This is a genomic window from Gloeotrichia echinulata CP02, assembly GCA_038087035.1.
In the GTDB taxonomy this organism is placed as follows: Bacteria; Cyanobacteriota; Cyanobacteriia; order Cyanobacteriales; family Nostocaceae; genus Gloeotrichia; species Gloeotrichia echinulata.
This window is the reverse complement of record CP051187.1, coordinates 4,132,330-4,157,948: the sequence shown is the minus strand read 5'-3', so window position 1 is coordinate 4,157,948 and position 25,619 is coordinate 4,132,330. Positions and strand designations below refer to the sequence as shown.

The following is a 25,619-nucleotide window of genomic DNA, read 5'->3' as shown; positions in this document are numbered from 1 at the left end:
ATAAATTAAATGCGCTATAATGATATGCTGTTCAAAGCATAAAAGTACTCTGCCGGGGTTAAGAACTAGCCTCGTAGACGCTGATGTTGCTCGCGCTACTTCATCCACTAGTAAGCGTAAGTAAGCTGTTCATGAAGTAACCGGGACAGATGAAGCGTCAAAAATCCATCCTACTGGTCTGGTCGCAGAAACCCAGACCGCAACGTTCGCGTAGCGTCACGAAGTGAAGTAGGTCTGGGTAGTTCATCTAGGCTAAAACTATATCAATAACATCGGTAGCTGATATTGCCTAAGTCATGCCTAGTTGCCGTTTTTTGTTGTTTATTAATGAGGTGAACATGGCCAAGCGCCGCAATCCAAAAAAAGAAAAGGCGCTACGGAACCAGGCATATGCCCGAAAGTTTCGTAAACGGACTACTACAGGAAGAATGCAGCGAAGATTCCAACAAAGACCACCTAAGAGTGAGGATGATGAAGGCGCAGCAGCAGTTGATGCTGAATAAGTTGCCTGTCACAATATCAGATCTTGAGAAGTTTTTGAGATAAGAAGTTAGGGTGTACATCTGTACGCCTTGTTTAGTTGGAATCGGACAGAGGAAAGGGGAAGGCTCAAGTCCTCCCCAGTCCCTAGTCCCCAGTCCCTAGTCCCCAGTCCCTACTCCCCAGTCCCTACTCCCCAGTCCCTACTCCCCAGTCCCCAGTGCAGTCCGGGCGACAAGGAGTGCTTTATTCACCTGTACAAAGCCAGTACCACCGTAGCTGTTACGGGCGGCGACAACTGTACGGGGGGATATCGCTTCATAAATATCGGCAGCAAAGGCTGGATGTAGTTGTTGCCACTCTTCCAATGTTAAATCCTTGAGGAGTTTACCGGCAGCAATACTCGTTTTCACGACTTTACCCACGAGATTGTAAGCTTCTCGGAAAGGTACACCTCTGGCTGATAAATAATCTGCTACATCGGTAGCATTGGAAAAATCTTCTGTGACGGCTGTGTTTAGGCGTTGACTGCGAAATTCTAAACCTTCTCGCAGTAAAATTGTCATTGCTTCTAGAGAGGCTTTGACCGTGTTAACGCTGTCAAATAAAGCTTCTTTGTCTTCTTGCAGGTCTTTGTTATATGCCAGGGGTAGCCCCTTCATAATCACCAACATCGCTTGGAGATGACCAAATACCCGCCCTGTTTTTCCCCTGACCAATTCTGGTACATCGGGGTTTTTCTTTTGGGGCATAATACTGGAACCAGTGGCACAGCTATCTTTGAGGGTGATAAAACGAAATTCTTCCGATGACCAAAGAATTACTTCTTCCGAAAGTCGGCTCAGGTGAACCATAATCAGACTGGCAGCACAGAGAAATTCAATCGCAAAGTCGCGATCGCTCACTCCGTCGAGGCTATTAGCATAAACGCTGTCAAAATGCAATAGTTCGGCTGTGTAATGGCGGTCTATCGGGAAAGTCGTTCCCGCCAAGGCGCCGCAGCCCAAAGGGGAGATATTTACCCGGCGATACACATCTCCCAGGCGTTCCCAGTCCCGTTGCGCCATCTGAAAATATGCCAGGAGGTGGTGGGCTAAACTTAAAGGTTGAGCGCGTTGTAGATGGGTATAGCCAGGAATCAGCGTTTCAACGTTATTTTCAGCGATATCTAGTAAAACAGTTTGAAATTCCCGCAATTTGCAGCGGATTTGTTCAATTTGGTCACGAAGGTAGAGACGGGTATCAGTACCAACTTGATCATTACGCGATCGCGCCGTATGTAGTTTCTTACCTACAGCCCCAACAATTTCCGTCAATCGCCTTTCCACAGCAAAATGTACATCTTCAGCATCAATCCCCGGCTGAAATTTGCCTTGACGATATTCTTGACGAATTTGTTCTAAACCTGCTACTAGTTGCTCTCCTTCTGCTGGTGAAATAATGCCAGTATGAGCCAACATTTTCGCATGAGCTTGGGAACCAGTGAGGTCATATTCTATTAATTCAATGTCAAAACCTATACTGGCATTAAAACGAGCGATCGCTGGATGCAATGCTGATTCAAACCGCTGGCTCCAAGTTTGTTTTTCGGTCATAGATATGAGGGGAGAGTAATGAGTAATGAGTTAGGAGTTAGGAGTTAGGAGTAATGAGTAATGAGTAATGAGTAATGAGTAATGAGTTTGGAGTTTGGAGTTTGGAGTTAGGAGTTTGGAGTTTGGAGTTTGGAGTAATGAGTTTGGAGTAATGAGTTTGGAGTTAGGAGTTTGGAGTTAGGAGTTTGGAGTTAGGAGTTTGGAGTTTTAGTTTACTTTAGTAAACTTTGCCTAAAAGCCTGTGAAATTCATTTAACTGAAAATTGCTGTAAATAAAGCCTACAAGACTCCTGGCGTTGGCCATCAGACAATATTAGAAAGTCATGCATATTTTCCAGTATTGGCAGATATTTTGAATTTTGGTGATAAATCCTACCATAATAAGTCCTAAAAAAACGAATTTTTTACTCATTACTCATTACTCCTAACTCCTAACTCATTACTCATTACTCCTAACTCCTAACTCCTAACTCATTACTCATTACTCATTACTCATTACTCATTACTCATTACTCATTACTCATTACTCATTACTCATTACTCATTACTCATTACTCCTAACTCCTAACTCCTAACTTTGAAATTTAACCGTAGGTTGTCAGATTTCGGATCATATAACCAATGACCAAACCAATCAACAGTGCCCAGGCCTGACCTGTCTGTAGAAACTGGTTCCAAAAGTGTTGGATCTGACCGAGAACGTCTGGATCTTTGATTTGTTGAGCAAGGAAAGATGCATCAACAGGCAAATGCCAAAGCAGCTGAGATATCGTATCACTTAAGTAGTTCATAATTGATAGTCGAGGGGGAATTTGCTGCTTTTGTGCCGATGTCAGAAATTAGTTTTTTTTCTCTGACCGCAGAGAATATACTGAAGTATACAGATTACTTCTCTGTTTTTATAACCTCATAATGTAGGTGATGGCAACCGCAATTTCTCGGCTGTCCGCAAAATTTGTCCTGCTAAGACCGCAGCACCAAAACCGTTATCAATATTTACTACCCCGACTCCTGCAGCACATGAGTTGAGCATTGTCAATAAAGGTGCTAATCCGCCAAAACTGGCGCCATAACCGATACTAGTAGGAACAGCAATCACCGGACAATCCGCCAAACCAGCAACAACGCTGGGTAATGCGCCTTCCATTCCCGCTACAACAATCAAAACTGATGCTGATTCGATCAAATGACGGTTACTTAATAGGCGGTGAATCCCCGCGACGCCGACATCCCAGAGGCGCTGTACCCGCAAACCAGCGAGTTCAGCCGTGACTGCAGCTTCTTCGGCGACGGGTAAATCAGCAGTACCAGCAGAAAGAATACCAATTTCACCCCCAAACTGTGGTTCTATCTCAGGGGGGATAATGGCACAAATTCGCGCCAATTCGTAATAGCGTAAACCTCTCACCTTGGGTTGTAATGCAGCATAAACAGCGGGTTCAATGCGCGTCGCCATTACTACCGGGTTGCGGTGGCGCATTACCTCCATAATTTGAGCAATTTGAGTGGGAGTTTTCCCCGGTCCCCAAATTACCTCTGGGAACCCTGTTCGCAGGGTACGATGGTGGTCAATTTTGGCAAACTCACCTACTGACTCATAGGCTAAGTCTTTGAGTGAGTCTAATGCTACATCTGGGGTTACTTTACCATTAGCCACCGCTTCGAGGAGCGATCGCAAAGCTTGGGGTTGAGTCACAGCAATTTTGGGCGTTGTCATTTGTCATTTGTCATTTGTCGTTTGTCATTTGTCGTTTGTCGTTTGTCATTTGTCGTTTGTCATTTGTCATTTGTCATTTGTCATTTGTCGTTTGTCATTTGTCATTTCTTATTTGTCATTTGTCATTTGTCGCTACACCCCCAGTCCCCAGCGATGCACTGAGCTTGTCGAAGTGTCCCCAGCGATGCACTGAGCTTGTCGAAGTGTCCCCAGCGATGCACTGAGCTTGTCGAAGTGTCCCCAGCGATGCACTGAGCTTGTCGAAGTGTCCCCAGCGATGCACTGAGCTTGTCGAAGTGTCCCCAGCGATGCACTGAGCTTGTCGAAGTGTCCCCAGTCCCCTATTTAGTGATTTTAATTTCATAAATGTTCCAAAATGCACCACCAAGGGCAGAGAATTTAATCCCTTCAAAGCGATTACGTACAGCTGACAGGGAATAGGCGTTAACTAGGTGAATAAATGGTAAATATTCTTGAGCCAATTTTTGAGTTTCAGCATAAATTGCTTTTCGTTTAGCTTCGTCTAATTCCCTTGCGCCTTGAATGTAAAGTTTACCAATTTCTGCTTCCCAAGGAGCAACTTCTCTCCCCTCAAGCTGCTTTTCTCCCGCTTGGGGTTTTTGATTAAACATATGTAATCCCCCTTCAGGAGACCAGACATTAGCTCCATCATTTGGTTCTAACCCGCCAGTCAAACCCAGCAAAGAAGCTTCCCAATCTAACGTGTTAGAAAGTTTATCTGTATATGTATTCCAAGCGAGTGGGGTGAAATCTACTTGAATACCAATTTGGCTCAAATCTCGTTTAATTTGTGACCCCATTGCTTCCCGAATCTTATTCCCAGCATTTGTCAGCAAAGTAAAGCGAACATGGTTTCCTTCAGCATCTATTAGCTGATTTTTTTGATCGTACTTAAACCCTGCTTTGAGTAGCAGTTCCTTCGCTTTGGCTGGATTATAATTGTAGACTTTTAGTCCTTCCTTGGCTGAAAAATAATAGGGGCTTTGTACAGAAATCGGCGAATCCTGCGGTTGACCCAAGCCACGAAATGTGTTATTTATCATCGTTTGTCGGTCAATCGCATAGGCGACTGCTTGACGAAATTCTACAGTATTAAACCAACGTGATTTGATTGGATTTATTAGTGGCTTACCTTCTCTTTTACCTTTATTCAAATTAAAGATTAAAAAACTTGTACCAGAACCAGGGCCACCATTGTAAATTTTGAAATTACCTTGCTTTTCTTGCGTCTTCAGCAAAGAAAAATAGTCTGGTGACACCCCCACAGTATCTAACCCAGCAGAACGGAATTGCAGCAAGGATGTATCTGTTGATTCCACAATTTGCCAAACTATTTTTTCAATATAAGGCTGGGCTTTCTTATTAGCATCTTTGCGCCAGTAGTAGGGGTTGCGTCGAAAAACTACCCGTTGACTGGTATCATAACGCTCTAGCTGATAAGGACCATTAACAATTAGTTGATCTGGTGGAGTATCAACGCCCCATTTGCTCAAAAATTTTGGCTTCCCCTCTTTGTCTTTTGTGGTGACAGATTCTCGCAGCGCATGGGCTGGTAAAATTGGGTAGCCAGTAGCGCTACGTAGAAAGGGAGCAAAGGGTTCTGGGACAGTAAATTCAACGCGGCGATTATCGATTTTTTTCACAGTTGGTAATTTCCGACTTTCACCAATTCGCATTCCATCTCTGGCGTCTGTGGGAATCGCTTCGTTGAGGTAAATATCATTGTAGGTAAACACCACATCATCTACTGTCAGTGGTTGTCCATCAGACCATTTTAAATTGTCCCGTATGGTAAAAACAATCTTTAATTTATCATCAGAAATTTGCCAAGATTCTGCTAAGGCTGGCTCAACTTTGCCCGTTTCGTAGTTTTCATTTATTAATCCTTCGGATGTCAAACCAAAAATATTAGGAGATTCGGAACTGAGAGCAAAGTTAAATGTTTTAGGATCGCTGAGGATGCTAGTAACTAATTGGGGTACTTGAGCCTCGGCTTTGGTGAAGCTGGCTGGGTTGCAGGCGACTAGTGTTAGTGATATTACCAAAGTTATAATTATTGGTAAGCGAATACTTTTAATTGCCGACAATATCCTAGGAATTTTCATAATTTAAATAGACGATTAGTGACGTTAATGAGATTGAGATTTTAGCCAGCCAATAAAGTTTTGAGTTTTTTTGAAATATTGGATATTAGCATCTTGTAAAATTAATGTAATTATTTCGGCTTGATTGAGAAGCTGATTGAAGGCTAAATCAAAACATTCTTGAATTTTGTTATCTCTCTGAAGATAACTAGTTCTAAGTTGCTCTAATTGAGCAACCAGTAATCGCGCTTGAACGGAATAATCTCGCTCGGCGTCATTAATTTGTATATCTAGTTGGCGGAGAAAATCTAGATTATATTTTGCTGCTTGTTCTCTGGTAGTTAAAGATTCTACAAAACAAATGCTTGGCATTGATAACCGTAAAGATGAAGATGTATATGAGTTTTAGCTTTTGGTTCTTCTAATTTAAATGGAAAACCTCTAATTTCAGCTATCAGAATAACTTGACCGTCTTTGTTTAAGGCTACGAAATCTGGACTATCTAGATTTTCTAAGTTTTTAGCTAACATCAAATCTCTCCCTATTTTGTGGGTTATCTCCTCTTACCGATTGATTTCCATCCTAACGGTTATTCAATATCTTCATTGATACAGCCAAGAAAAGTTAATCAGCCGCTACCAACAAGACAACAGCATAAGCACATATACCTTCTTCCCGTCCCACGGGGCCTAATTTTTCGTTGGTGGTAGCTTTAATGCCAATTTGATCAGGTTGTAATTGTAAAACAGTAGCGAGCTTGTCGCGCATTTTTAGAATATGGGGTTTCAATTTGGGACGTTCTGCTACTACTACAGAATCAATATTGCCAATTTGCCAACCGCGATCGCGAATTAGTTGATGTACTTGTGTTAATAACACCAAACTATCAGATCCTGCCCATTGGGGGTCACTAGGAGGAAAATAATGACCAATATCCCCCAAGGATAGTGCGCCCAACATGGCGTCCATAATCGCGTGGGTCAAAACATCAGCGTCACTATGTCCCAACAAACCCAGTTCATGGGCAATTTTAACTCCGCCTAAAATCAAATCGCGATCGCTCACCAGTCGGTGGATGTCGTAGCCGTTACCAATACGAATATTCATTTTGTCATTGGTCATTTGTCGTTTCTCCCTCTGCTGACGCCTTATCCTGTCTCCATTTTTCCAGGAGATCGGGACGGCGATCGCCTGTTCTTTTAATTTGTTGTTCGTAGCGCCATTTAGCTATAGCGGCGTGATTCCCAGACAGCAAGACATCGGGGACTTTCCAGCCGCGAAAGTTAGCAGGACGGGTGTACTGGGGAAAATCCAATAACCCTTCCTCAAAACTTTCTGCTGTCAGAGACTCAGTTTTGGCGACGGTTCCAGGTAATAGTCTGACTACGCCATTGAGTAAAGCCATTGCGGGGATTTCTCCCCCAGTCAGAATAAAATCACCCAGGGACACTTCACGAGTGACTAAATTGAGTACCCGCTCATCTACCCCTTCGTAATGTCCACAAATCAAGACCAATTGATCATAATTCGTGGCTAATTCCCGCAACAGGGGCTGATTGATCGTTTCTCCCTGGGGACTCATCAAAATCACCTCTCTTTGCGGTAAAATCGGCAGCGACTCCACAGCGCTAAAGATGGGTTCTGGCTTCATCAGCATCCCCACCCCACCGCCATAGGGTTCATCATCTACCTTTCGGTGCTTGTCAGTGGTAAAATCCCGTGGATTAACCAGATGTACTTGGGCAATCTGTTTGGCTAAGGCTTTACCCAGGAGTCCAGAACTCAGAATGGAGGTAAAACAGTCAGGAAAAAGCGTAACTATATCAAAGCGCACAGTTATTCGTATTCGAGAACACTAATCTTAAAGTTGAATGTCTAAGCAACACAACCAGCCAATAGGAGCTAAAACTAGGGTAAAACTTGATCAACAGTATCTAAACTTACCATTCGTCTTGGTGCGTCGTGGGATCAAAAGTTTTTCTAATTAGTTAATTTATGTTTAAATATTGTGACAACTACATTTAATTTAATAATCTGACCAAGTTAACAACTTCCAGGATGCATCGAGCCAGCCTCAGAACCAAGCGTGTCAAGACCTGCTCCCCCCACTGTTGGGCGCAGCATCGCCCCCTATCCCAAATAATGGTAAGCCTAGCCCCCCCAAGCACTGTTTTTCCAGTCTGGGAAAAGTGGACAGGTGAAAAACAAGGACTTAACTTTGAGGACAACGGACACATGAGAACTGAGGCCTCGTGTGGGTCAACCAGTGTCCTCCCAAAGAACCGAAGCCCCAAAATAGTTAGGCTGCTGAACCTTGTTACATTCACCTGAAGTTGTTGACAGGAGAAACACAATAATGCCGGAATTAAAAGCTAAATCGCTGGAAATGAGGACACCCCAAGCAACTAAAACCGCCGTTCTGGTTATCGGAGGCGCAGAAGATAAAGTTCATGGACGCGATATCCTCAGAACTTTTTTTGGTCGTGCTGGTGCTAGTAAGGCCTATATTACAATTATTCCATCAGCCTCCCGCGAACCCGCCATCATCGGTAGTCGCTATATTCGCATTTTTGAAGAAATGGGTGCTGAAAAGGTTGAAATTTTAGACATCCGCGAACGGGAACAGTGCGAAAATCCCCAAATCAAAGCATCCTTAGAAGCCTGTAGTGGGGTATTCTTGACAGGAGGAGACCAACTGCGCCTCTGTGGCGTGTTGGCAGACACCCCAGCAATGGAAATTATTCGACAGCGGGTGCGGGCTGGGCAACTTACCTTAGCCGGCACCAGCGCCGGAGCGGCAGTCATGGGGCATCATATGATTGCTGGTGGTGGTAGTGGTGAAACCCCTAATCGTTCCCTAGTAGACATGGCAACGGGTTTGGGGTTTATTCCCGAAGTGATTGTAGACCAACATTTTCACAATCGTAATCGCATGGGGCGATTAATTAGTGCAATCTGTGCCCATCCCGATCGCCTAGGTATTGGGATTGATGAAGATACATGTGCTGTGTTTGAACGCGATGGTTGGCTACAAGTTATGGGTAAAGGTAGTGTCACGATTGTTGATCCTACTGAGCTTACACACACCAATGAACCCCACGTAGGTGCGGATGAACCCCTAACAGTCCATAATTTACGCCTACATATCCTCAGCTATGGCGATCGCTTCCACCTGTACCAGCGGACTGTACTGCCCGCTGTACACCGCATCTCCAGCTGACGGAATAGAGTATCTGAGGTTACACTGAGTTGATCGCTGATTTATTACTTCCTGCGGTAGAAAAATCAGCAGAATACTATGTAAAAAGAAAAAACTGTTCACCATAAACAGTTTAGCGATCAATTCCAGTAAGAAACTAGAATTTTGGTTCCGAATCTCCATCTACCTATTCCCATGAGAATCCTCAAGATCCAGACCTTACGCGGCCCAAACTACTGGAGCATTCGACGCCACAAGTTGATCGTCATGCGCCTCGATTTAGAAACCCTTGCCCAGAGGCCCTCAAATGAAATCCCTGGCTTTTATGAAGGATTAGTAGAGGCGCTGCCAAGTCTGGAGGGTCACTATTGTTCGCCTGGCTGTCGTGGTGGTTTTTTGATGCGCGTCCGTGAAGGTACCATGATTGGCCATATCGTGGAACACGTAGCTTTAGAACTCCAGGAATTAGCTGGTATGCACGTAGGCTTTGGTCGTACCCGTGAAACTGCCACACCCGGTATTTACCAGGTGGTGATGGAGTACCTAAATGAGGAAGCGGGACGCTACGCTGGTAGAGCAGCGGTGCGTTTGTGCCAAAGCATTGTTGATCGCGGTCGTTATCCCAAGGCAGAACTAGAGCAAGATATTCAAGACCTGAAAGACTTTTGGCGTGATTCTTCTTTGGGACCTTCTACAGAAGCTTTGATCAAAGAAGCAGAAAAAAGAGGCATTCCCTGGATGCAACTAGGGGCACGCTTTTTAATTCAGCTCGGTTACGGCGTCCACCAGAAGCGGATGCAAGCCACAATGACCGACAAAACCGGCATTCTCGGCGTAGAACTAGCTTGCGACAAAGAAGCCACCAAACGCATCCTCGCCGCCGCTGGAGTACCAGTACCTAGAGGTACTGTGATCAACTTCTTGGACGATTTGGAAGAAGCTATTCAGTACGTTGGCGGTTATCCCATCGTCATCAAGCCCTTAGACGGTAATCACGGACGTGGTATCACTATCGATATCAGAACGTGGGAAGAAGCTGAAGCAGCCTACGAAGCAGCCAGACAAGTTTCCCGCGCAATCATTGTTGAACGTTATTACGTTGGGCGCGACCATAGAGTATTGGTAGTAGATGGTAAAGTAGTCGCCGTAGCTGAACGTGTTCCCGCTCACGTTATTGGCAATGGTAGATCCAGCATTTCCGAATTGATTGAGGAAACAAACCAAGACCCCAATCGCGGCGACGGACATGATAACGTCCTCACTAAAATTGAACTCGACCGCACCAGTTACCAACTACTAGAACGGCAAGGCTACACCCTCAACAGCGTGCCACCTAAAGGCACAATTTGTTACCTGCGGGCAACAGCTAATTTGAGTACAGGCGGTATTGCCGTAGACCGCACCGACGAAATCCACCCAGAAAACCTGTGGTTGGCACAACGGGTAGTCAAGATTATTGGTTTGGACATCGCCGGTATGGATATCGTCACTACCGACATTAGCCGCCCCCTGCGCGAAGTAGACGGTGTAATCGTCGAAGTCAACGCTGCTCCAGGCTTCCGGATGCACGTCGCCCCCAGCCAAGGTATCCCCCGCAATGTCGCCGGCGCAGTTATGGATATGTTGTTCCCTAACGAACAATCTAGCCGCATTCCCATCCTCAGCGTCACGGGCACCAATGGCAAAACCACCACTACCCGACTGTTAGCACATATTTATAAACAGACTGGTAAAGTAGTAGGCTATACGACTACTGATGGTACATATATCGGTGATTACTTAGTAGAAGCGGGAGATAATACTGGACCACAAAGTGCCCATGTGATTCTGCAAGACCCAACTGTAGAAGTAGCCGTATTAGAAACGGCTCGTGGAGGCATTCTCCGCTCTGGATTAGGCTTTGAATACACAAATGTTGGTGTAGTATTAAATGTTGCTGCAGACCACTTGGGAATAGGTGATATAGATACTATCGACCAGCTAGCTAACCTCAAGAGTGTAGTCGCCGAAGCTGTATCCCCCGATGGGTATGCAGTCCTCAACGCCGATGATCGCCGAGTCGCCGCAATGGCAGAAAAAACCAAAGCGAATATTGCTTATTTTACAATGAATCCCGACTCGGAATTGGTGCGAAGCCACATCCAAAAGGGAGGAGTAGCCGCAGTATACGAAAATGGCTATCTATCAATTGTCAAAGGCGATTGGACCCACAGGATCGAAAAAGCCGAACAAATACCGTTGACAATGGGCGGACGGGCACCATTTATGATTGCCAACGCCTTAGCAGCCAGTTTAGCCGCTTTTGTGCAAAACGTCACCATTGAGCAAATTCGTTCAGGCTTAAAGACCTTCCGCGCTTCGGTGAGTCAAACACCGGGACGGATGAATTTATTTAATTTAGGCAGCTACCACGCCTTAGTAGACTATGCCCACAACCCAGCTAGTTACGAAGCTTTGGGTTCTTTTGTCCGCAACTGGACTACAGGGACGCGGATCGGCGTAGTTGGCGGACCTGGTGATCGCCGTGACGAAGATTTTATCACATTAGGCAAACTAGCAGCAGAAATTTTTGACTACATTATCGTCAAAGAAGACGATGATACCAGAGGACGCCCCAGAGGTTCCGCCGCTGAATTAATTACTAAAGGCATTAGCCAAGTTAAGCCAAATGCCAAATTTGAATCAATTCTCGATGAAACCCAAGCAATTAACAAAGGCCTAGACATGGCTCCTGCTAACGGTCTGGTAGTAATTTTGCCAGAAAGCGTCAGCCGCGCCATTAAGTTAATTAAAATGCGTGGCGTCAAAGAGGATATCCAGCCGCAAAATCCTACCCCGACTGTGGTCGATTCCCAAAATGGGATTACATCCTCTGTCATCAATACACTGCTTTAGTCAAAAGTCAAGGGTCCAAGGTCAACAGTCCAAGGTCAAGAGTCCAAGATAGGAGAGTTTTTGACCCTTGACCCTTGACCCTTGTCTATTATTTTTCTTGTTCCTGATTAATTTCGTCGCTGGGCTTTTTCAGTTCCTCTTTAAAACCGCGTAGGGTTTTGCCTAGTGCATTGCCCACTTCGGGAATTCTTTTCGGACCGAAAATTACAATAGCGACTATAGCAATAATAGCAATTTCTGGCCATCCCAGTCCAAACATATCAGGTGCCTCTAAATCATTCTTCATTAACTATAATGAATTGCTTAGGCTTTGCTGCCTTTGCGGGCTAATCTGTAACAAACATTGAATCAGTTTATACACGATAAAAGTAGAATATTGCTCAATACAGGGATGTTAGGCTCGAATGATATACACTTACGGGAACATCCAAAATTTTTTCTTCTAATGACAATTTTATTCGTGCCGTGCCCCTACGACAATTTTCTTAACTGAACTCATAGGACTTACCGTAGCCTTGGCTGGACAAGATGTCCACCCCACAAGATGGAATAATTTATTTCTTGGTAATCCCTTAAAAACTCAAATCCGGTTCTGGCGTACTTAGCGTGCTAAATATGTTGAAAAATAAGCTTGAACTCCTTGCTGGGATAAGATGACAGCCATTATTTACTGCCTTTTAGGTCTGATGATTAAAATTTTGGCTATAAGCGCCTGTAAGCCTTGATTTTAAAACAAAGTTATCGACTGTAATTAAAAATTTAGCACGTTAAGTACGCAAGAACCAGATTGACGGGAAAAGGAGCAGAAAGAGCGCCAATTGTCCAGAATAAGATAAAAGAATTCCAGGCGATCGCAAACAAACCCATCAACACCATTGACGGCTCAAAGCCAACTGGGGGAATGAAAATTTCTAAACAATCCCAGTCTTTGGTTAGTTGAATTTTGCTCCCAAACGGTTTGCTAGTCGTTAAAGCCGTGGTAGTTGGTAAGTGCGGCTGATCTAAAGCTGTGATTGCTTGATCCACAGAACTAAAACGCTTCTCTAAACTCGGTTCAGTCATTCGCACCAACCAATTGCTCAAGCTCTTACTGATGTTAGCGCCTGGCTCAAACTGAATGCGTAAATCCTTTTGGGGTAAGTCTGCTGGGTGAGTACCCGTAACCAAATAAATCAAGGTTGCGCCTAAACTATAAAGGTCAGAAGCAGGAACTGTACGACCACCAAATTGCTCTGGTGGCATATAGCCATAGGTTCCTACTACAGTCCGAGTTGTGCCTTCTGTAGCCAAAATAGTCTGCACCGAACCAAAATCTACCAAGTAGACTTGACCGACACTATGGCCAGAGCGATTTCCCAAGAGAATATTGCTAGGCTTAATATCACGATGAATTACAGGGGGATGTAGCCCATGTAAGTAGGTGAGAATTTCTAACAGCGATGAAGCTATCTGTTTAACTTCCGCTTCTGTAAAAGTCCGCCCAGCTTGTAAGTATTGCTCTAAAGTTTGGGCGGGGATATAAGTCTGTATGAGCGCAAATCCTTTAGTATTAGGTGAATTTACTTCAAAATAATCTAAATAACGAGGAATAAAAGGATGTGATAAAGATTTTAAAGTTTCGGCTTCCCGTTCAAATAACTTGAGTGAATCCCATTCAAAATCACTGCCAAAATTGAGTAACTTGATGATGACTAATTCTTCGGTTTGCAAATCTCTAGCTAACAATGTCCGTCGTCCAGCCTTTTTTCCTAACTGCTGCTGAACTTCGTAGCGGTTCGCGAATATTTCCTGACTCATCATCATTACTTATAATGCTACCTTGAGGAATTTTTTATACTTTATAGCTTGTTCCCCTTAAACAAGCTGATATCTTTAGTATAGTTATGTGACTTTATGCCCTCCCAACTTTGGCCTTACATTACCCCTGGTATTCCTGATGAATTATTCGAGCATTTACCAGGAATTCCCTTTAGTCAGCGAGAAGTCCGGCTATTGCTGATCGCCCAACTGCGACTTAAAGCCGATTCAGTGTTGTGGGACATTGGCGCCGGGACAGGTACAATTCCTGTAGAAGCAGGATTGATGTGTCCAGCAGGACAGATTATTGCTGTGGAACGAGATGAAGAAGTAGCCAACCTGATCCGGCGTAACTGCGATCGCTTTGAGGTGAACAATGTTGAAATAATTGAAGGTAGCGCCCCAGATTGTTTACATGAGATTAAAATAGCGCCTCACCGCGTTTGTTTTGAGGGAGGACGCCCCATCCAGGAAATCTTGCAAGCAGTATGGGGTTATTTGCCACCAACAGGTAGAGTAGTCGCCACAGCTGCTAATCTAGAAAGTCTGTATGCTATTTCCCAGAGCTTTGCCCAATTAAGAGCTATAAATATCGAAGTAGTCCAATCTGCGGTCAATCGCTTGGAAGTGCGCGGTTTTTCTCAAACCTTTACCGCCGTCGATCCCATTTTTATCCTCAGTGGTGAGAAACTAGACTAATCCAATAGATTTTAGATTGGGTATTAGGGACACAACGACCGCTCAGTGCATCGCTGGGGACACAACGACCGCTCAGTGCATCGCTGGGGACTAGAAGCTAAAAACTAGGGGAGAAGTTTCCAAATCCCCAATACCTAAGACCCAATACCCAATACCCAATACTTAATACTTCTATGCCTTGGTCTCGGATTATTAGTGGAATTGTGGCGATCGCTCTGGCTTTGTTTGCTACCCTTTTGGGGGGTTGGTATTTTACAGTGGCGATCGCAATTGTTGTCTTTTTGGGGCAACAGGAATATTTTAATTTGGTGCGAGCCAGAGGCATAGTTCCCGCTGCCAAAACCACCATATTTGCAAGTCTTGTCTTACTGATTATTTGTACGCTTGATGGCAATTTAGCAGATGCTGTGATGCCCATCGCTGGAACTTGTATTTGTTTTTATCTGTTGTTTCAGCCGAAAATGGCGACGATAGCAGATATTTCGGCTTCGATTATGGGGCTATTTTATGTAGGTTACTTGTCAAGTTATTGGGTGCGCTTGCGATCGCTTGGTAGCGCACTCACCAGTAATCTACCTTTCGGTGGTTACTGGCCTACAGTCTGGACAGATATTCTAGATCAACGAAATTTCTCCTCTCTACCACAAGGCTTGACGGCGACGGTGTTGACTTTTCTTTGTATTTGGGCATCTGATATCGGTGCTTACATTGTTGGCAAATTCTTCGGCAAAACTCGTCTGTCTGACATCAGCCCGAAAAAAACTGTTGAAGGTGCTGTCTTTGGTGTCCTGGCGAGCATATTTGTCGCCCTAACAGGAGCCTATTATCTTCATTTTCCACAATTCCCCTTCACGGGTCTAGCCTTGGGCTTGGTCATTGGTATTGCCAGTCTTTTAGGCGATCTCACCGAGTCAATGCTCAAGCGTGATGCTGGAGTAAAGGATTCAGGACAGTTGATTCCTGGTCATGGTGGAATATTAGACCGTACTGATAGTTATATTTTTACCGCTCCCCTGGTTTACTATTTCGTCACACTCTTGTTACCCCTCATAACAGATAGATGAATTAATCGGGCTACCCTCAAAAAGCTTCGGAACTTGATTTTTCGTAGGTTAGGTCTCGTTCCTTAACCCAGCCTACAACAGTCAATTCAACCGATCCAAAAAAGCTAACAAATGCTAACAAATGTCCGCTTTTTCTTCCTGCTTCAACCTGGAAGTGTCGGCACTATCCAGTCCACAGGCTAACACGGTCAATCTGACCGCTTCTTTTCTTAAATTAATAGCAGCATTCAAATCTCTGTTACACTCAAAACCGCAGTTATCACACTGGAACACTCTTTGAGACAGTGACAAAGATGATTTTTTCTCACCACAACTAGAGCAAGTTTTACTACTAGGATAAAATCTATCCACAATGACTAACTTGCTCCCATATAGTTGAGTCTTGTATTCTAACTGACGACGAAACTCATAAAAACCCATATCAGCTATAGCTTTAGACAACTTACCATTAGCTAACATCCCTGATACATTTAAATCTTCTATCCCTATGACTGCGTGGTTTTTGCTGATATAGGTGGTGATTTTATGTAATGTGTCTTTCCGAATGTTGGCTATTTTTTGGTGTAGTCTGGCTATTTTTATTTGTGTTTTTCTATAATTACTTGAACCCACTTGTTTATGCCGATTCAAGTATTGCATTTTCGCTAGTTTTTCCTCAGACTTTTTATAACTTTTTGCTCCATCAAATACTTCTGTTGTTGATAATATTGCTAGATGATTTATACCTAAGTCAACTCCGACAAATTCTTCCTTTTTAGGGGTTTCGCTGGTTTCTAATGCTATTTTCCAGGAAATAAACCACTTGTTAGCTTGTTTACTGATTGTGACTGATTTTGGTTTATATCCAAACGGTAAAAGTTCATAGGTTTTCAACCACCCAATTACTGGAACTCTTATCTTCTTATGGTCTATGTGAATTGCACCATCTAATGTAAAAGAATCATTTCTACCTTTTTTCTTGAAGTTGGGAAACCCTTTAACTTTGTTGAAAAAAGATTTAAAGGCATCTGACAAATATCTTAATGCGTACTGAGGAGCGCATTAAGATACTTCATAATACCAAGGATGGGTAGATTTAACTGCTGCTACTAACCATTTATGTAAATCTATGGCTGTAGGAAATTTAATTTTCTCATCAGGGTTTGTCCGATTATGTATGAGTACCTGTTGACATAATGCTAAACCTTGATTCCACGCATGTCTGGCTACTCCTGCGTGTTGTGCCAGTAGTAGACGTTGTTGTTTGTTTACCTTCAGTTGTGTCTTGAATCCTAGTATCATGATTGTATTTTACAGCCAAATGCCAAAGTAGTTACTCATAGCAGATGACTTGGCGTCGGAGCATAAGTGATTAATTGGTAGTAATTGTTAGCTTTTCAGCTACTGTTGATTAACCCTTATTTATGACAAATGTACTTATAGCAACCGCCAAAGTGCTTAGGACATTAACTGATGATAAAACCTAGACACAATCAGACTTGTAACCCAGTCCCCAGTCCCCAGCGATGCACTGAGCTTGCCGAAGTGTCCCCAGCGATGCACTGAGCTTGCCGAAGTGTCCCCAGCGATGCACTGAGCTTGCCGAAGTGTCCCCAGCGATGCACTGAGCTTGCCGAAGTGTCCCCAGCGATGCACTGAGCTTGCCGAAGTGTCCCCAGTCCCCAGCGATGCACTGAGCTTGTCGAAGTGTCCCCAGTCCCCTGCTATAGTTCTCTTGTGGGAGTATTTCCGGAACTTAAGGGCTAAACTTAGGAATATTAGACAGGATGGAGGCAATACAGCAGCGTTCGTTTGATAATGTTGTTGTACCTGCCAAAATTTCTCTATAACTACATATAGTGTAGTTATAGATATAATTTACAATAAAGAAGAAGCATTTCTAGTTTTGCTCTTAATCATCAGGGGTTAACGTTAATCCGCCCGCGACACACCAGTTTGTCAGGCATCAGGGTGAGTTCTTGAATATCGACCTCTGAACCAAGATCTAAATTGTATTTATGATTACCCTCTATTTCCGCTACCATGTTGTACTGAATTCGGAGAAGTGATAGCTGTAACTCATGACCACTGAGCAACTCTAAACCCACAGTAATCTCCAAGGGTGTGGATTCACTCTCGGTGATCGCCAAACCGAACAATATCATTTGATTATTGTCAAGGATGATTTTTTGCCAAGTAATAAGCTTGGTTTTTGGGCAATGTTCTGGTAAAACTTGAACCAGTACCTCATTTAACGCAGTTGATAATAATTCAGATGACAGGGAGTCATTGAGATCCTTTTCCTCGATGATCAACTGACCAATTACAGGTACTGTTTCTAACAGTCGCAGTGGCTGGCCTTTGAGTACTGAGCCAATGTTGACCTGAATATTTTCTGCGACTAGTTCAACTTGTCTAACATGGAGACCTTGATAAACAGCATGACTAGCAGCAATAGATACCCAGGGAATGCAGCCAGAAAAGATTTGGCGATCGCTCGCTCTAATCTGTACCTCCAACTCGGATACAAGGCTGACTTGCGCTCGCAACCATAGTTTGAGAGCTTGAGTGAGTATTTTTGTAACTATCCCGATCTTTTTGGGACTTTTTGTGTTTGGATTTGGGTCAGGCATTGAACCCCTCTATGGGTCAGGCTAAACAGGTAACTAGAGTTAAACAAGCCTTAAATGTAACATTCAAGGCTATTAACTACAAAATGCAAATATTATGATTTAACTATTCACTGAAGAATAAGAAATTTCCAGATGGAGGCACGGTTACAAAAAGTTCTAGCTCAATGGGGTATAGCCTCACGACGTGAAGCTGAAGAAATGATTCGGCGATCGCGTGTGCGGGTAAATGGCGTATTGGCGCATTTAGGTCAAAAAGTAGACCCCGAAACAGATGCGATCGCCATTGATGGTAAATCCGTATCCCCTGATCAGCGCCCAAATCTGATATATCTGTTGCTATACAAACCCCCTGGAGTCGTTTCCACTTGCTATGACCCTCAGGGTAGAACCACAGTTCTTGATTTACTCCCCCAAGAATTTCGCAATGGTTCAGGTATACACCCAGTTGGGCGACTAGATGCTGAATCTACAGGAGCATTAATACTTACGAATGATGGAGATTTGACGTTTGGTTTAACTCATCCAAGCCACAGTATTTCCAAGACTTATCGTCTTATGGTTCAAGGACATCCCCCGGAAGCAGTGCTACAAATGTGGCGTCGGGGAGTGATCTTAGACGAGAGCAAAACACGACCAGCTAGGGTGCGCCTCATAGAAAGTTTTTCTACCCACAGCTGTTTAGAAATTGTTTTACAGGAGGGAAAAAATCGCCAGATCCGTCGTATAGCCGAAATGTTGGGCTATCCAGTGATCAAGTTACATCGGACTGCTATCGGTCCTATTCAATTACAAATTTCACAAGAACCCTTTTTACACGAGGGTAATTATCGTTCCCTAAATGATCATGAAATTCGCTTTTTGCAACAGCAGATAAAGCAAATTCCTATTAAAGATTCAGCGGAGTCAAGGAGTATCAGGTAATATGAAATGGCTAAAAACTAAAGATAATCAGCAGCCTACACCCTCAGTAGAGCAACAACGATCTGAAAAATTAGCACAAATGGGCGCTCAACTTTGGGCTTCCCGTCAAGAACAGGGCCTATCACTAGAGGAAATGGTAGTAATGACCAGAATTCCTCGCAGATTGTTGCAGGCTATAGAAGAAGGTAATTTAAATGATCTACCTGAACCGATCTATATTCAGGGTTTAATCAGGCAATTTTCCGATGCATTGGGCTTTAATGGAGCAGAATTTGCTAGTAATTTTCCCATTGCTTATGAGCGAGTAAACCTCCCAACTACTTGGAAAACTCAGTCAATTAGTCAATTGCGCCCTCTTCATCTTTACTTGCTTTACATATTTCTCATTGTATGCTCTGTCAGTGGCTTATCTCAGTTACTGAATAATGCCGCCTTACAAGCAAATAATACCGAAAGTAAGCCAAAGTCAGAGGAAGATTCGCTTTTGGAACCAGTACAAAGCCAATCTGAACAGGGACCGCAAATTAAACCTTTTAGCAACACCCTCAGCAGCACCAACAACGGTCAGCCAGTGGAAATTGGTGTAACCTTAAAGGCATCATCATGGATTCGTGTAGTAGCTGATGGCAAAACTGCGTTTGAAGGTACTCTCCCACAGGGAACTCATCGCACGTGGAACGCCGAGAAGCAACTGATTGTGAAAACAGATAATGCTGGTGGTGTCCTCATGAGTGTCAATCAGCAAGAAGCCAAGCAAATGGGAGAACTTGGCAAAGTCCAAGAAATCCAAATTGCTGCCAAGCCTAGGTTTTAAGGAGATTGGGGTATGGGGCATGGGGTATGGAGACAATCATAACTCCAAACTCCCAACTCCAAACTCCAAACTCCAAACTATCCTACTCCCACACTCTTCATTTAGGCTGTGGGGCGCGACCACAAAGCGTGGTCAGATCTTTGAGGCGATCGCCTAATTGTTTAGTCAATCCTTCCCCTCGATAGCGCCATTCCCAGTTACCTTCGGCAATACTCGGAAAGTTCATTCGTGCTTCCGTACCTAATCCTAAAACATCTTGCAACGGAATAATTGCCAAATTGGCAATAGAAGTTAAAGCTAGTCGAATTAAATCCCAGTGTACGCCGTCAGAACTAATACCACCTAAATAAAGTAACAAATTGCGTTTCTCCCAATCATTGGCTGTATTGAACCAGCCGATAGTCGTATCATTATCGTGAGTTCCCGTATAAACTACTGCATTACGTGAGTAATTAAAAGGTAAAAAAGGATTACCGGGATCGGAACCAAAGCCAAACTGTAAAACTTTCATTCCCGGAAATTCATACTTATCCCGTAGTGCTTCGACCCCTGGCGTTATGACACCCAAATCCTCAGCCAATACAGGAAGTTTACCTAACTTCTCTTTGATCGCATCAAAAAAAGCTTCCCCAGGGGCTTCAATCCATTCACCATTCATCGCCGTTTTTTCCCCTTGGGGTACAGCCCAATAAGCTTCAAATCCGCGAAAATGGTCAATGCGAATAATATCGACATAATCCAGCATCGCTTCAAAGCGCTGCACCCACCACTTAAACTCTTGTTTTTGCAACTGTTCCCAGTTGTAAACCGGGTTGCCCCACAATTGACCCGTAGCGCTAAAATAATCTGGTGGCACACCCGCCATGAGTGCGGCTTCTCCCGTCTCTTCATCTAAAGCAAAGATATCGGGATTCGCCCACACGTCAGCACTATCGTGAGCTACGTAAATGGGAATATCGCCAATAATGTCGATACCATTTTTATTAGCGTAGTTCTTCAGTTCTGACCATTGGCGAAAGAACTCATATTGAATGAACTTGTAATAAAAAATCTCTGTAGTCAGTTGACGCTGTGCTTGATCTAATGCAAATGGAGTCCGCTTGGCAATTTCTGGCTCCCAAGTATACCAGCTAGCACTATCATGGGAATCCTTGAGCGCCATAAACAAGGCATAATTATCTAGCCAATAGGACTTACTCTCACAAAAAGCAGCAAATTTTTGCCGCTGGTTAGGCGTTGCTTTAGCCTGAAAATTCTCGCAGGCTTTTTTAAGAAACCCAATTTTCAGTGGTATAACCTGGTCAAAATTTACTTTATCTAGGGCAAATTGTGGTATAGAAGCAAAATCAGCTGCAGACAGCAAACCCTCATCTACCAACTTTTCGGGACTAATCAGCAAAGGATTTCCCGCCATCGCCGAGTAGCACATATATGGAGAATTACCATAGCCAGTCGGTCCTAAAGGTAAAACCTGCCAATATTGCTGGTAGCTGTCCTTGAGAAAATCAATAAAGCGATAAGCTTCAAATCCTAAATCCCCAACGCCAAAGCGACTGGGAAAAGAGGTAGGATGCAGCAAAATACCACTGGATCTGGGAAAAGGCATATTTAACTTAATGTGTGGGTGTGGGAGAAAGCGATCGCATCGAATGTATCACGGATTGGGGACTGGGGACTGGGGATTGGGGAGCGGACAAATGACAAAGAGTAATGAGTAATGAGTAATGAGTAATGAGTAATGAGTAATGACAAATGACCAATGACCAATGACAAATGACCAATGACAAATAACAAATAACAAATGACTAAAACTTATCGAAATCCAGTACCGACAGTTGACATCATTATCGAATTGGTTGATCGACCGCATCGACCAATAGTATTAATTCAGCGACATAATCCGCCTTTGGGTTGGGCACTTCCTGGTGGGTTTGTCGATTATGGCGAACCTGTGGAATTTGCAGCCCGTCGGGAAGCCCAAGAGGAAACGGGTTTAAAGGTGGAGTTAATTGAGCAGTTGCTGGTCTATTCTGACCCTAGTCGCGACCCGCGTCAGCATACTATCAGCATTGTGTTTTTGGCGACGGCGACCGGGGAACCTGTGGCGGGTGATGATGCTAAGGGTATAGGGATTTTTGAGTCGTTGCAGGTGCCTAGTAATTTATGCTTTGACCACGATCTCATTCTCCAGGATTATTGGCAATATCGCCATTATGGGATACGTCCGAGGTTGGGGATTAGGGAATAGGGACTGGGGACACTTCGACAAGCTCAGTGCATCGCTGGGGACTGGGAGGTGGGGGCGCAGAATACCTATGACGCCAAAAATTTATGCGAATATACTGGGTTATAGGTATTTAAAGGTGCAAGATGGACGCTGAGGAACTTTTAGAAAAATACGCAGCAGGGAACCGAAAATTTCATAACGCAAATCTCCAAGGGATAGACCTCAAAGGTGTAGACCTAAGTGAGATAGACCTATACAGAGCCAGTTTGAATGGAGCAGACTTGAGTGAAGCAAGGCTAATAAAAGCTAGCCTATGGGAAACAAGCCTCTCTAGGGCATCCCTAATATCTACAAATTTGGTCGGTATCAAGGGTGGATCAATAAATTTGAGTTGGGCAGATCTCAGCGATGGGGACTTAAGTTATGCAAATCTAACTAATGCAAATCTGACGGGGGCAGATTTGACGGGAGCAAATTTAACGCAGGTAAATTTAACTGATGCTAATCTGACTGGGGCAAATCTTCAGAAAGCTAGACTTCGGGGAGTCAGTTTAGAGAATTGTAATTTGTCAAGGTTAAATTTAGCTGAGACAGATTTAGTTGGGGTTTACCTGGCAAATGCAAATCTCACAAACGCTAATTTAGCTGGAGCAAATGCAGAAAGAGCCTGTTTTTCAAATGCCAACCTAATTAACGCAAACCTTGATGGTGCAAACCTGAAGAAGGCAAATTTAACCGGGGCAAATATTTACGGCGCAAATTTGAAAAATGCTGACCTAACTGGTGCGATAATGCCTAATGGACAAGTTTACAAGCCGATCGCCTCTCAGGTGGAAGTCGGTAAACAGGAAGCATCGTTAGAAAAAGTGATATCTATGACTCGTGAAGTAATTAATACTGATAAAGCACCCGCTCCCGTCGGTCCATATAACCAAGCGATCGCCGCTTCTGGTAAGTTATTGTTCGTCGCTGGACAAATTCCCATCGATCCTCGCCTTGGTGATGTTGTCTACACTGATGATGTGGTAAAGCAAACCGAGCAGGTATTGGCTAACCTGCAGGCGATTTTAGAGGCAGGTGGAGCGACCTTTGCTGATGTAGTCAAGACGACCGTATTTTTAGCTGACCTGAAAGATTTTGCAGCGGTGAATGCAGTTTATGCCAAGTATTTCCCCGAAACTACAGCGCCGGCGCGTGCGTGTGTACAGGTATCGCGTTTACCTAAAGATGTGTTGGTAGAAATAGACGCGATCGCGGTGATTGGTAATAGTTAGGAAGCAATATTAATACAATACAAAATTATATCGTCCCATGTAGGGGCACGGCACTGCCGTGCCCTTACGAGTGTATTGGACTCAACCGATAACCCCTATGATGACAAAATTATATCGTCCCATGTAGGGGCACGGCACTGCCGTGCCCTTACGAGCGCTTTAGGGCACGGCATTGCCGTGCCCTTACGAGCGCTTTAGGGCACGGCATTGCCGTGCCCCTACTAATATATTGGTATCATGGCTAACTTGGAATAGTATCAACATTTGAGGCTGAAGTTTGAGCCTTTTAAGTATAAATTATAAAATTTGCTGGTAAATTTTCGCAAAATTACCAGGAAACATTGTTTAAATGTATTGGCTACCCATGTCTACCAACACAACACAACAGCTATGAGCAGCAACCTTGGAATTCCCATCAAGCAGCCTGTGTCCTTATTCAGCAAGCGTCTTAATGTGGTTCTTGCGTACTTAGCGTGCTTAATTATTAATTAAAGTCTATAAATTTGCTTTAAAAGTAAGGCTTACAGGCGTTCATAATTTAATTTTTAGCAATATGATATAAAATACAGAAAATAATGGCTATTATCTTAGCTCTGCAAGGGTTTCAAGCTGATTTTTTAATAAATTCAGCACGCTAAGTACGGAAGAGCCGTCATTCATCGATGACTTGGTGCATGAGGACAGACAGTCGGGAAGGGAGTAGTACTCTGTCAAGATAAAAATGATGGACTGTAGTGCGGGCATCTTGCCCGCGTGAGCGAGACGCTCACACTACCAAAAATCCCTCAAAACAAAATTGACAGACTAGTAGTCAGCGCCAGAGATTTGCTGAATTTGGTGATTCCTCAATAATTAACCCAACCGAAGAATCTACAGTACCATAGACTCCACTCTATGCTACCCATAGACTAATTGCTACAGGCTTCATATTGACTTTTATTCCTAAAACCTCTAGATTCATTTACGGAACTAATTGCAAATAATTTGCAAAAGGTTTGAGAAGAGTTCCCTATGGAGAGTTACAAATGAGTGTGAGCAAAAAAGGTTTATTCGGTGCTGGCGCGGCATTTGTAGCGCTTACTGGTATGGTTTTCAGCACCTTGGGGGGAATACAGGCGACTATTGCCAATGCTAACTCCAGTCAACAGACACCCCGCTTACTTGCCCAAAAACTGAAAACTTTAACAATAGTTTTTCCCAATCGTGCTGACTCCACAGATTTGCAAACTAAGGCAGATGCTGTAGCAGCGTTTGTATCCAAAGAATTGGGAATCCCCGTAAAAGCCCAGGTAGGCGATGATACCGCCGCCGTCGAAGCCTTGAGAGCAAATCGGGCTGACGTGGCTTTCTTAAGTAGCCGTCCGGCTTTGAAAGCTGAACAATTGGCGAATGCTCGTTTGTATCTGGCTGAGGTACGGGATAATTATTCTGGCAGATACACCTATAACTCAGTATTTGTTGTCCCCAACAAAAGCAACCTCAAAAGCAAAAATACGGCTAAAGCTACCCTAGAACAACTCCGGGGCAAAAAAATTGCATTTACTTCCCCCACATCAGGCTCAGGGTTTATTTTCCCGGTGAGTGAGTTGGTGAAACAGGGATTTGTCCCCAACCGCGATCGCTTGGATGGCTTCTTTAATCAAGTTACATACGGTGGCAATTACAGCAAAGCATTACAAGCAGTTCTCCGTGGTCAAGCGGATGTAGCCACCGTGTCAGAATATGCTTTATTTGCTCCATATATTACACCAGAAGAAAAGAATCAGTTACGAGTGCTGCATAAAATATCTGGTGTACCCGCCCACGGTATAGCCATTGATGACGACGTTCCCGCCCCTGATAGAGAAAAAATCATCCAAGCTCTACAGAAGTTAAATCAGGCACAAAATAACCAACTCCTACGTAATTTGTATAACTCCACAGAATTGGTGCGAGTCGATCACAATCGTCACTTAGCACCCATCAGTGATGCACTCAAACTCGCAGGAATCGAACCGTAATTTCAAAACTCCTCACTCCTCACTCCTACTCCCTTCCCGGTCTAAGATTACCTATAATTTTCCTTCTTCTCTGCGAGACGCTCCGCGAATGCGCCTTTGCGCCTACCCTGCGGGAACGGCTCCGCCGAATGCGTGAGCTAAAAATTATTTCCCTACGGGACGCTCCGCGAACGGTAATCTTCCAGGGGGAAGGGAGTAACTCAAAACTTTTACCTTCTAA

The 25,619-nt window shown here is 43.9% G+C and carries 25 protein-coding genes and 2 pseudogenes; 10 read left to right on the top strand and 17 right to left on the bottom strand.

Annotation, left to right across the window (positions count from 1 at the left end; genetic code table 11):
* The first annotated feature begins 296 nt into the window (after nucleotides 1-296).
* Entirely contained in the window at nucleotides 297-503 is a 207-nt protein-coding gene (locus tag HEQ19_18350) for a hypothetical protein (protein ID WYL98122.1), read from the top strand.
* 180 nt (nucleotides 504-683) lie between these two features.
* Here the strand turns inward: HEQ19_18350 and argH are convergent, their stop codons facing one another.
* From argH to trmD, 9 genes are all read right to left on the bottom strand, one after another.
* Nucleotides 684-2,075: an argininosuccinate lyase gene (gene argH / locus HEQ19_18345; protein ID WYM01159.1), complete on the bottom strand. Its 1,392-nt coding sequence runs from the start codon at nucleotides 2,073-2,075 to the stop codon at nucleotides 684-686.
* Between the two features lie 584 nt (nucleotides 2,076-2,659).
* On the bottom strand, nucleotides 2,660-2,866 hold the full coding sequence (locus tag HEQ19_18340; GenBank protein WYM01158.1) for a hypothetical protein: 207 nt from the start codon (nucleotides 2,864-2,866) through the stop codon (nucleotides 2,660-2,662).
* 116 nt (nucleotides 2,867-2,982) lie between these two features.
* Nucleotides 2,983-3,771, bottom strand: a complete 789-nt coding sequence (gene larB, locus HEQ19_18335; GenBank protein ID WYM03493.1) for a nickel pincer cofactor biosynthesis protein LarB — start codon at nucleotides 3,769-3,771, stop codon at nucleotides 2,983-2,985.
* A gap of 136 nt (nucleotides 3,772-3,907) precedes the next feature.
* Complete coding sequence (locus HEQ19_18330; protein ID WYM01157.1) at nucleotides 3,908-4,156, bottom strand: hypothetical protein; 249 nt, start codon at nucleotides 4,154-4,156, stop codon at nucleotides 3,908-3,910.
* Nucleotides 4,134-5,918, bottom strand: coding sequence for an ABC transporter substrate-binding protein (locus HEQ19_18325; GenBank protein ID WYM01156.1), 1,785 nt, complete (start codon nucleotides 5,916-5,918; stop codon nucleotides 4,134-4,136). Before HEQ19_18325 ends, HEQ19_18330 begins: the two co-directional genes overlap by 23 nt.
* Nucleotides 5,919-5,942: 24 nt before the next feature.
* Nucleotides 5,943-6,269 (bottom strand): hypothetical protein, encoded by a 327-nt coding sequence (locus HEQ19_18320; protein WYM01155.1) that lies wholly within the window; start codon nucleotides 6,267-6,269, stop codon nucleotides 5,943-5,945.
* Nucleotides 6,248-6,427, bottom strand: coding sequence for a hypothetical protein (locus HEQ19_18315; GenBank protein ID WYM01154.1), 180 nt, complete (start codon nucleotides 6,425-6,427; stop codon nucleotides 6,248-6,250). Before HEQ19_18315 ends, HEQ19_18320 begins: the two co-directional genes overlap by 22 nt.
* A 94-nt stretch (nucleotides 6,428-6,521) precedes the next feature.
* Nucleotides 6,522-7,019 (bottom strand): 2-C-methyl-D-erythritol 2,4-cyclodiphosphate synthase, encoded by a 498-nt coding sequence (gene ispF, locus HEQ19_18310; protein WYM01153.1) that lies wholly within the window; start codon nucleotides 7,017-7,019, stop codon nucleotides 6,522-6,524.
* Nucleotides 7,009-7,731, bottom strand: coding sequence for a tRNA (guanosine(37)-N1)-methyltransferase TrmD (gene trmD / locus HEQ19_18305; GenBank protein ID WYM01152.1), 723 nt, complete (start codon nucleotides 7,729-7,731; stop codon nucleotides 7,009-7,011). Before trmD ends, ispF begins: the two co-directional genes overlap by 11 nt.
* A 522-nt stretch (nucleotides 7,732-8,253) precedes the next feature.
* On the opposite strand from trmD, the gene HEQ19_18300 reads away from it, so the two are divergent.
* Complete coding sequence (locus tag HEQ19_18300; protein ID WYM01151.1) at nucleotides 8,254-9,117, top strand: cyanophycinase; 864 nt, start codon at nucleotides 8,254-8,256, stop codon at nucleotides 9,115-9,117.
* 174 nt (nucleotides 9,118-9,291) lie between these two features.
* Nucleotides 9,292-11,991 carry a cyanophycin synthetase gene (cphA, locus tag HEQ19_18295; GenBank protein ID WYM03492.1) on the top strand — a complete coding sequence of 900 codons (2,700 nt, stop codon included), beginning with the start codon at nucleotides 9,292-9,294 and terminating at the stop codon, nucleotides 11,989-11,991.
* 88 nt (nucleotides 11,992-12,079) lie between these two features.
* On the opposite strand, the gene tatA is transcribed toward cphA, so the two are convergent.
* Both tatA and HEQ19_18285 read right to left on the bottom strand, forming a co-directional pair.
* Entirely contained in the window at nucleotides 12,080-12,250 is a 171-nt protein-coding gene (gene tatA / locus HEQ19_18290) for a twin-arginine translocase TatA/TatE family subunit (GenBank protein WYM03491.1), read from the bottom strand.
* A 524-nt stretch (nucleotides 12,251-12,774) separates the two neighbouring features.
* Nucleotides 12,775-13,788: pseudogene (locus HEQ19_18285) on the bottom strand (serine/threonine-protein kinase).
* A 96-nt stretch (nucleotides 13,789-13,884) separates the two neighbouring features.
* Here HEQ19_18285 and cbiT point away from each other — a divergent pair.
* Nucleotides 13,885-14,487 carry a precorrin-6Y C5,15-methyltransferase subunit CbiT gene (gene cbiT / locus HEQ19_18280; protein ID WYM01150.1) on the top strand — a complete coding sequence of 201 codons (603 nt, stop codon included), beginning with the start codon at nucleotides 13,885-13,887 and terminating at the stop codon, nucleotides 14,485-14,487.
* Nucleotides 14,488-14,660: 173 nt separating this feature from the next.
* Nucleotides 14,661-15,551 carry a phosphatidate cytidylyltransferase gene (locus HEQ19_18275; protein WYM01149.1) on the top strand — a complete coding sequence of 297 codons (891 nt, stop codon included), beginning with the start codon at nucleotides 14,661-14,663 and terminating at the stop codon, nucleotides 15,549-15,551.
* Nucleotides 15,552-15,665: 114 nt separating this feature from the next.
* Here HEQ19_18275 and HEQ19_18270 read toward each other — a convergent pair.
* The 4 genes and pseudogenes from HEQ19_18270 to HEQ19_18260 all read right to left on the bottom strand — a co-directional run bounded on the left by HEQ19_18270 (nucleotide 15,666) and on the right by HEQ19_18260 (nucleotide 18,163).
* Nucleotides 15,666-16,571 (bottom strand): annotated as a pseudogene (locus HEQ19_18270) (transposase).
* A 21-nt stretch (nucleotides 16,572-16,592) separates the two neighbouring features.
* A complete protein-coding gene (locus HEQ19_31170) occupies nucleotides 16,593-16,832 on the bottom strand; it encodes a helix-turn-helix domain-containing protein (GenBank protein WZI66954.1) in 240 nt (79 codons plus the stop codon).
* Between the two features lie 191 nt (nucleotides 16,833-17,023).
* Nucleotides 17,024-17,224 (bottom strand): hypothetical protein, encoded by a 201-nt coding sequence (locus HEQ19_18265; GenBank protein ID WYM01148.1) that lies wholly within the window; start codon nucleotides 17,222-17,224, stop codon nucleotides 17,024-17,026.
* Between the two features lie 225 nt (nucleotides 17,225-17,449).
* Nucleotides 17,450-18,163: a DUF2993 domain-containing protein gene (locus HEQ19_18260; protein ID WYM01147.1), complete on the bottom strand. Its 714-nt coding sequence runs from the start codon at nucleotides 18,161-18,163 to the stop codon at nucleotides 17,450-17,452.
* A 132-nt stretch (nucleotides 18,164-18,295) separates the two neighbouring features.
* On the opposite strand from HEQ19_18260, the gene HEQ19_18255 reads away from it, so the two are divergent.
* Together HEQ19_18255 and HEQ19_18250 are read left to right on the top strand one after the other, a co-directional pair.
* Nucleotides 18,296-19,084, top strand: coding sequence for a pseudouridine synthase (locus HEQ19_18255; GenBank protein ID WYM01146.1), 789 nt, complete (start codon nucleotides 18,296-18,298; stop codon nucleotides 19,082-19,084).
* A gap of 1 nt (nucleotide 19,085) precedes the next feature.
* Nucleotides 19,086-19,898, top strand: coding sequence for a RodZ domain-containing protein (locus tag HEQ19_18250; protein ID WYM01145.1), 813 nt, complete (start codon nucleotides 19,086-19,088; stop codon nucleotides 19,896-19,898).
* A 97-nt stretch (nucleotides 19,899-19,995) separates the two neighbouring features.
* On the opposite strand, the gene malQ is transcribed toward HEQ19_18250, so the two are convergent.
* Together malQ and HEQ19_18240 are read right to left on the bottom strand one after the other, a co-directional pair.
* On the bottom strand, nucleotides 19,996-21,504 hold the full coding sequence (gene malQ, locus HEQ19_18245) for a 4-alpha-glucanotransferase (GenBank protein ID WYM01144.1): 1,509 nt from the start codon (nucleotides 21,502-21,504) through the stop codon (nucleotides 19,996-19,998).
* A gap of 2 nt (nucleotides 21,505-21,506) precedes the next feature.
* Complete coding sequence (locus tag HEQ19_18240) at nucleotides 21,507-21,692, bottom strand: hypothetical protein (GenBank protein ID WYM01143.1); 186 nt, start codon at nucleotides 21,690-21,692, stop codon at nucleotides 21,507-21,509.
* A gap of 7 nt (nucleotides 21,693-21,699) precedes the next feature.
* Here HEQ19_18240 and HEQ19_18235 point away from each other — a divergent pair, with 7 nt between their 5' ends.
* The 3 genes from HEQ19_18235 (at nucleotide 21,700) to HEQ19_18225 (ending at nucleotide 25,399) form a co-directional block, all read left to right on the top strand.
* Entirely contained in the window at nucleotides 21,700-22,146 is a 447-nt protein-coding gene (locus HEQ19_18235; protein WYM01142.1) for an NUDIX hydrolase, read from the top strand.
* 122 nt (nucleotides 22,147-22,268) lie between these two features.
* A complete protein-coding gene (locus HEQ19_18230) occupies nucleotides 22,269-23,399 on the top strand; it encodes a Rid family detoxifying hydrolase (GenBank protein WYM01141.1) in 1,131 nt (376 codons plus the stop codon).
* A gap of 1,025 nt (nucleotides 23,400-24,424) precedes the next feature.
* Nucleotides 24,425-25,399: a phosphate/phosphite/phosphonate ABC transporter substrate-binding protein gene (locus HEQ19_18225; GenBank protein ID WYM01140.1), complete on the top strand. Its 975-nt coding sequence runs from the start codon at nucleotides 24,425-24,427 to the stop codon at nucleotides 25,397-25,399.
* The last annotated feature ends 220 nt before the right edge of the window (nucleotides 25,400-25,619 follow it).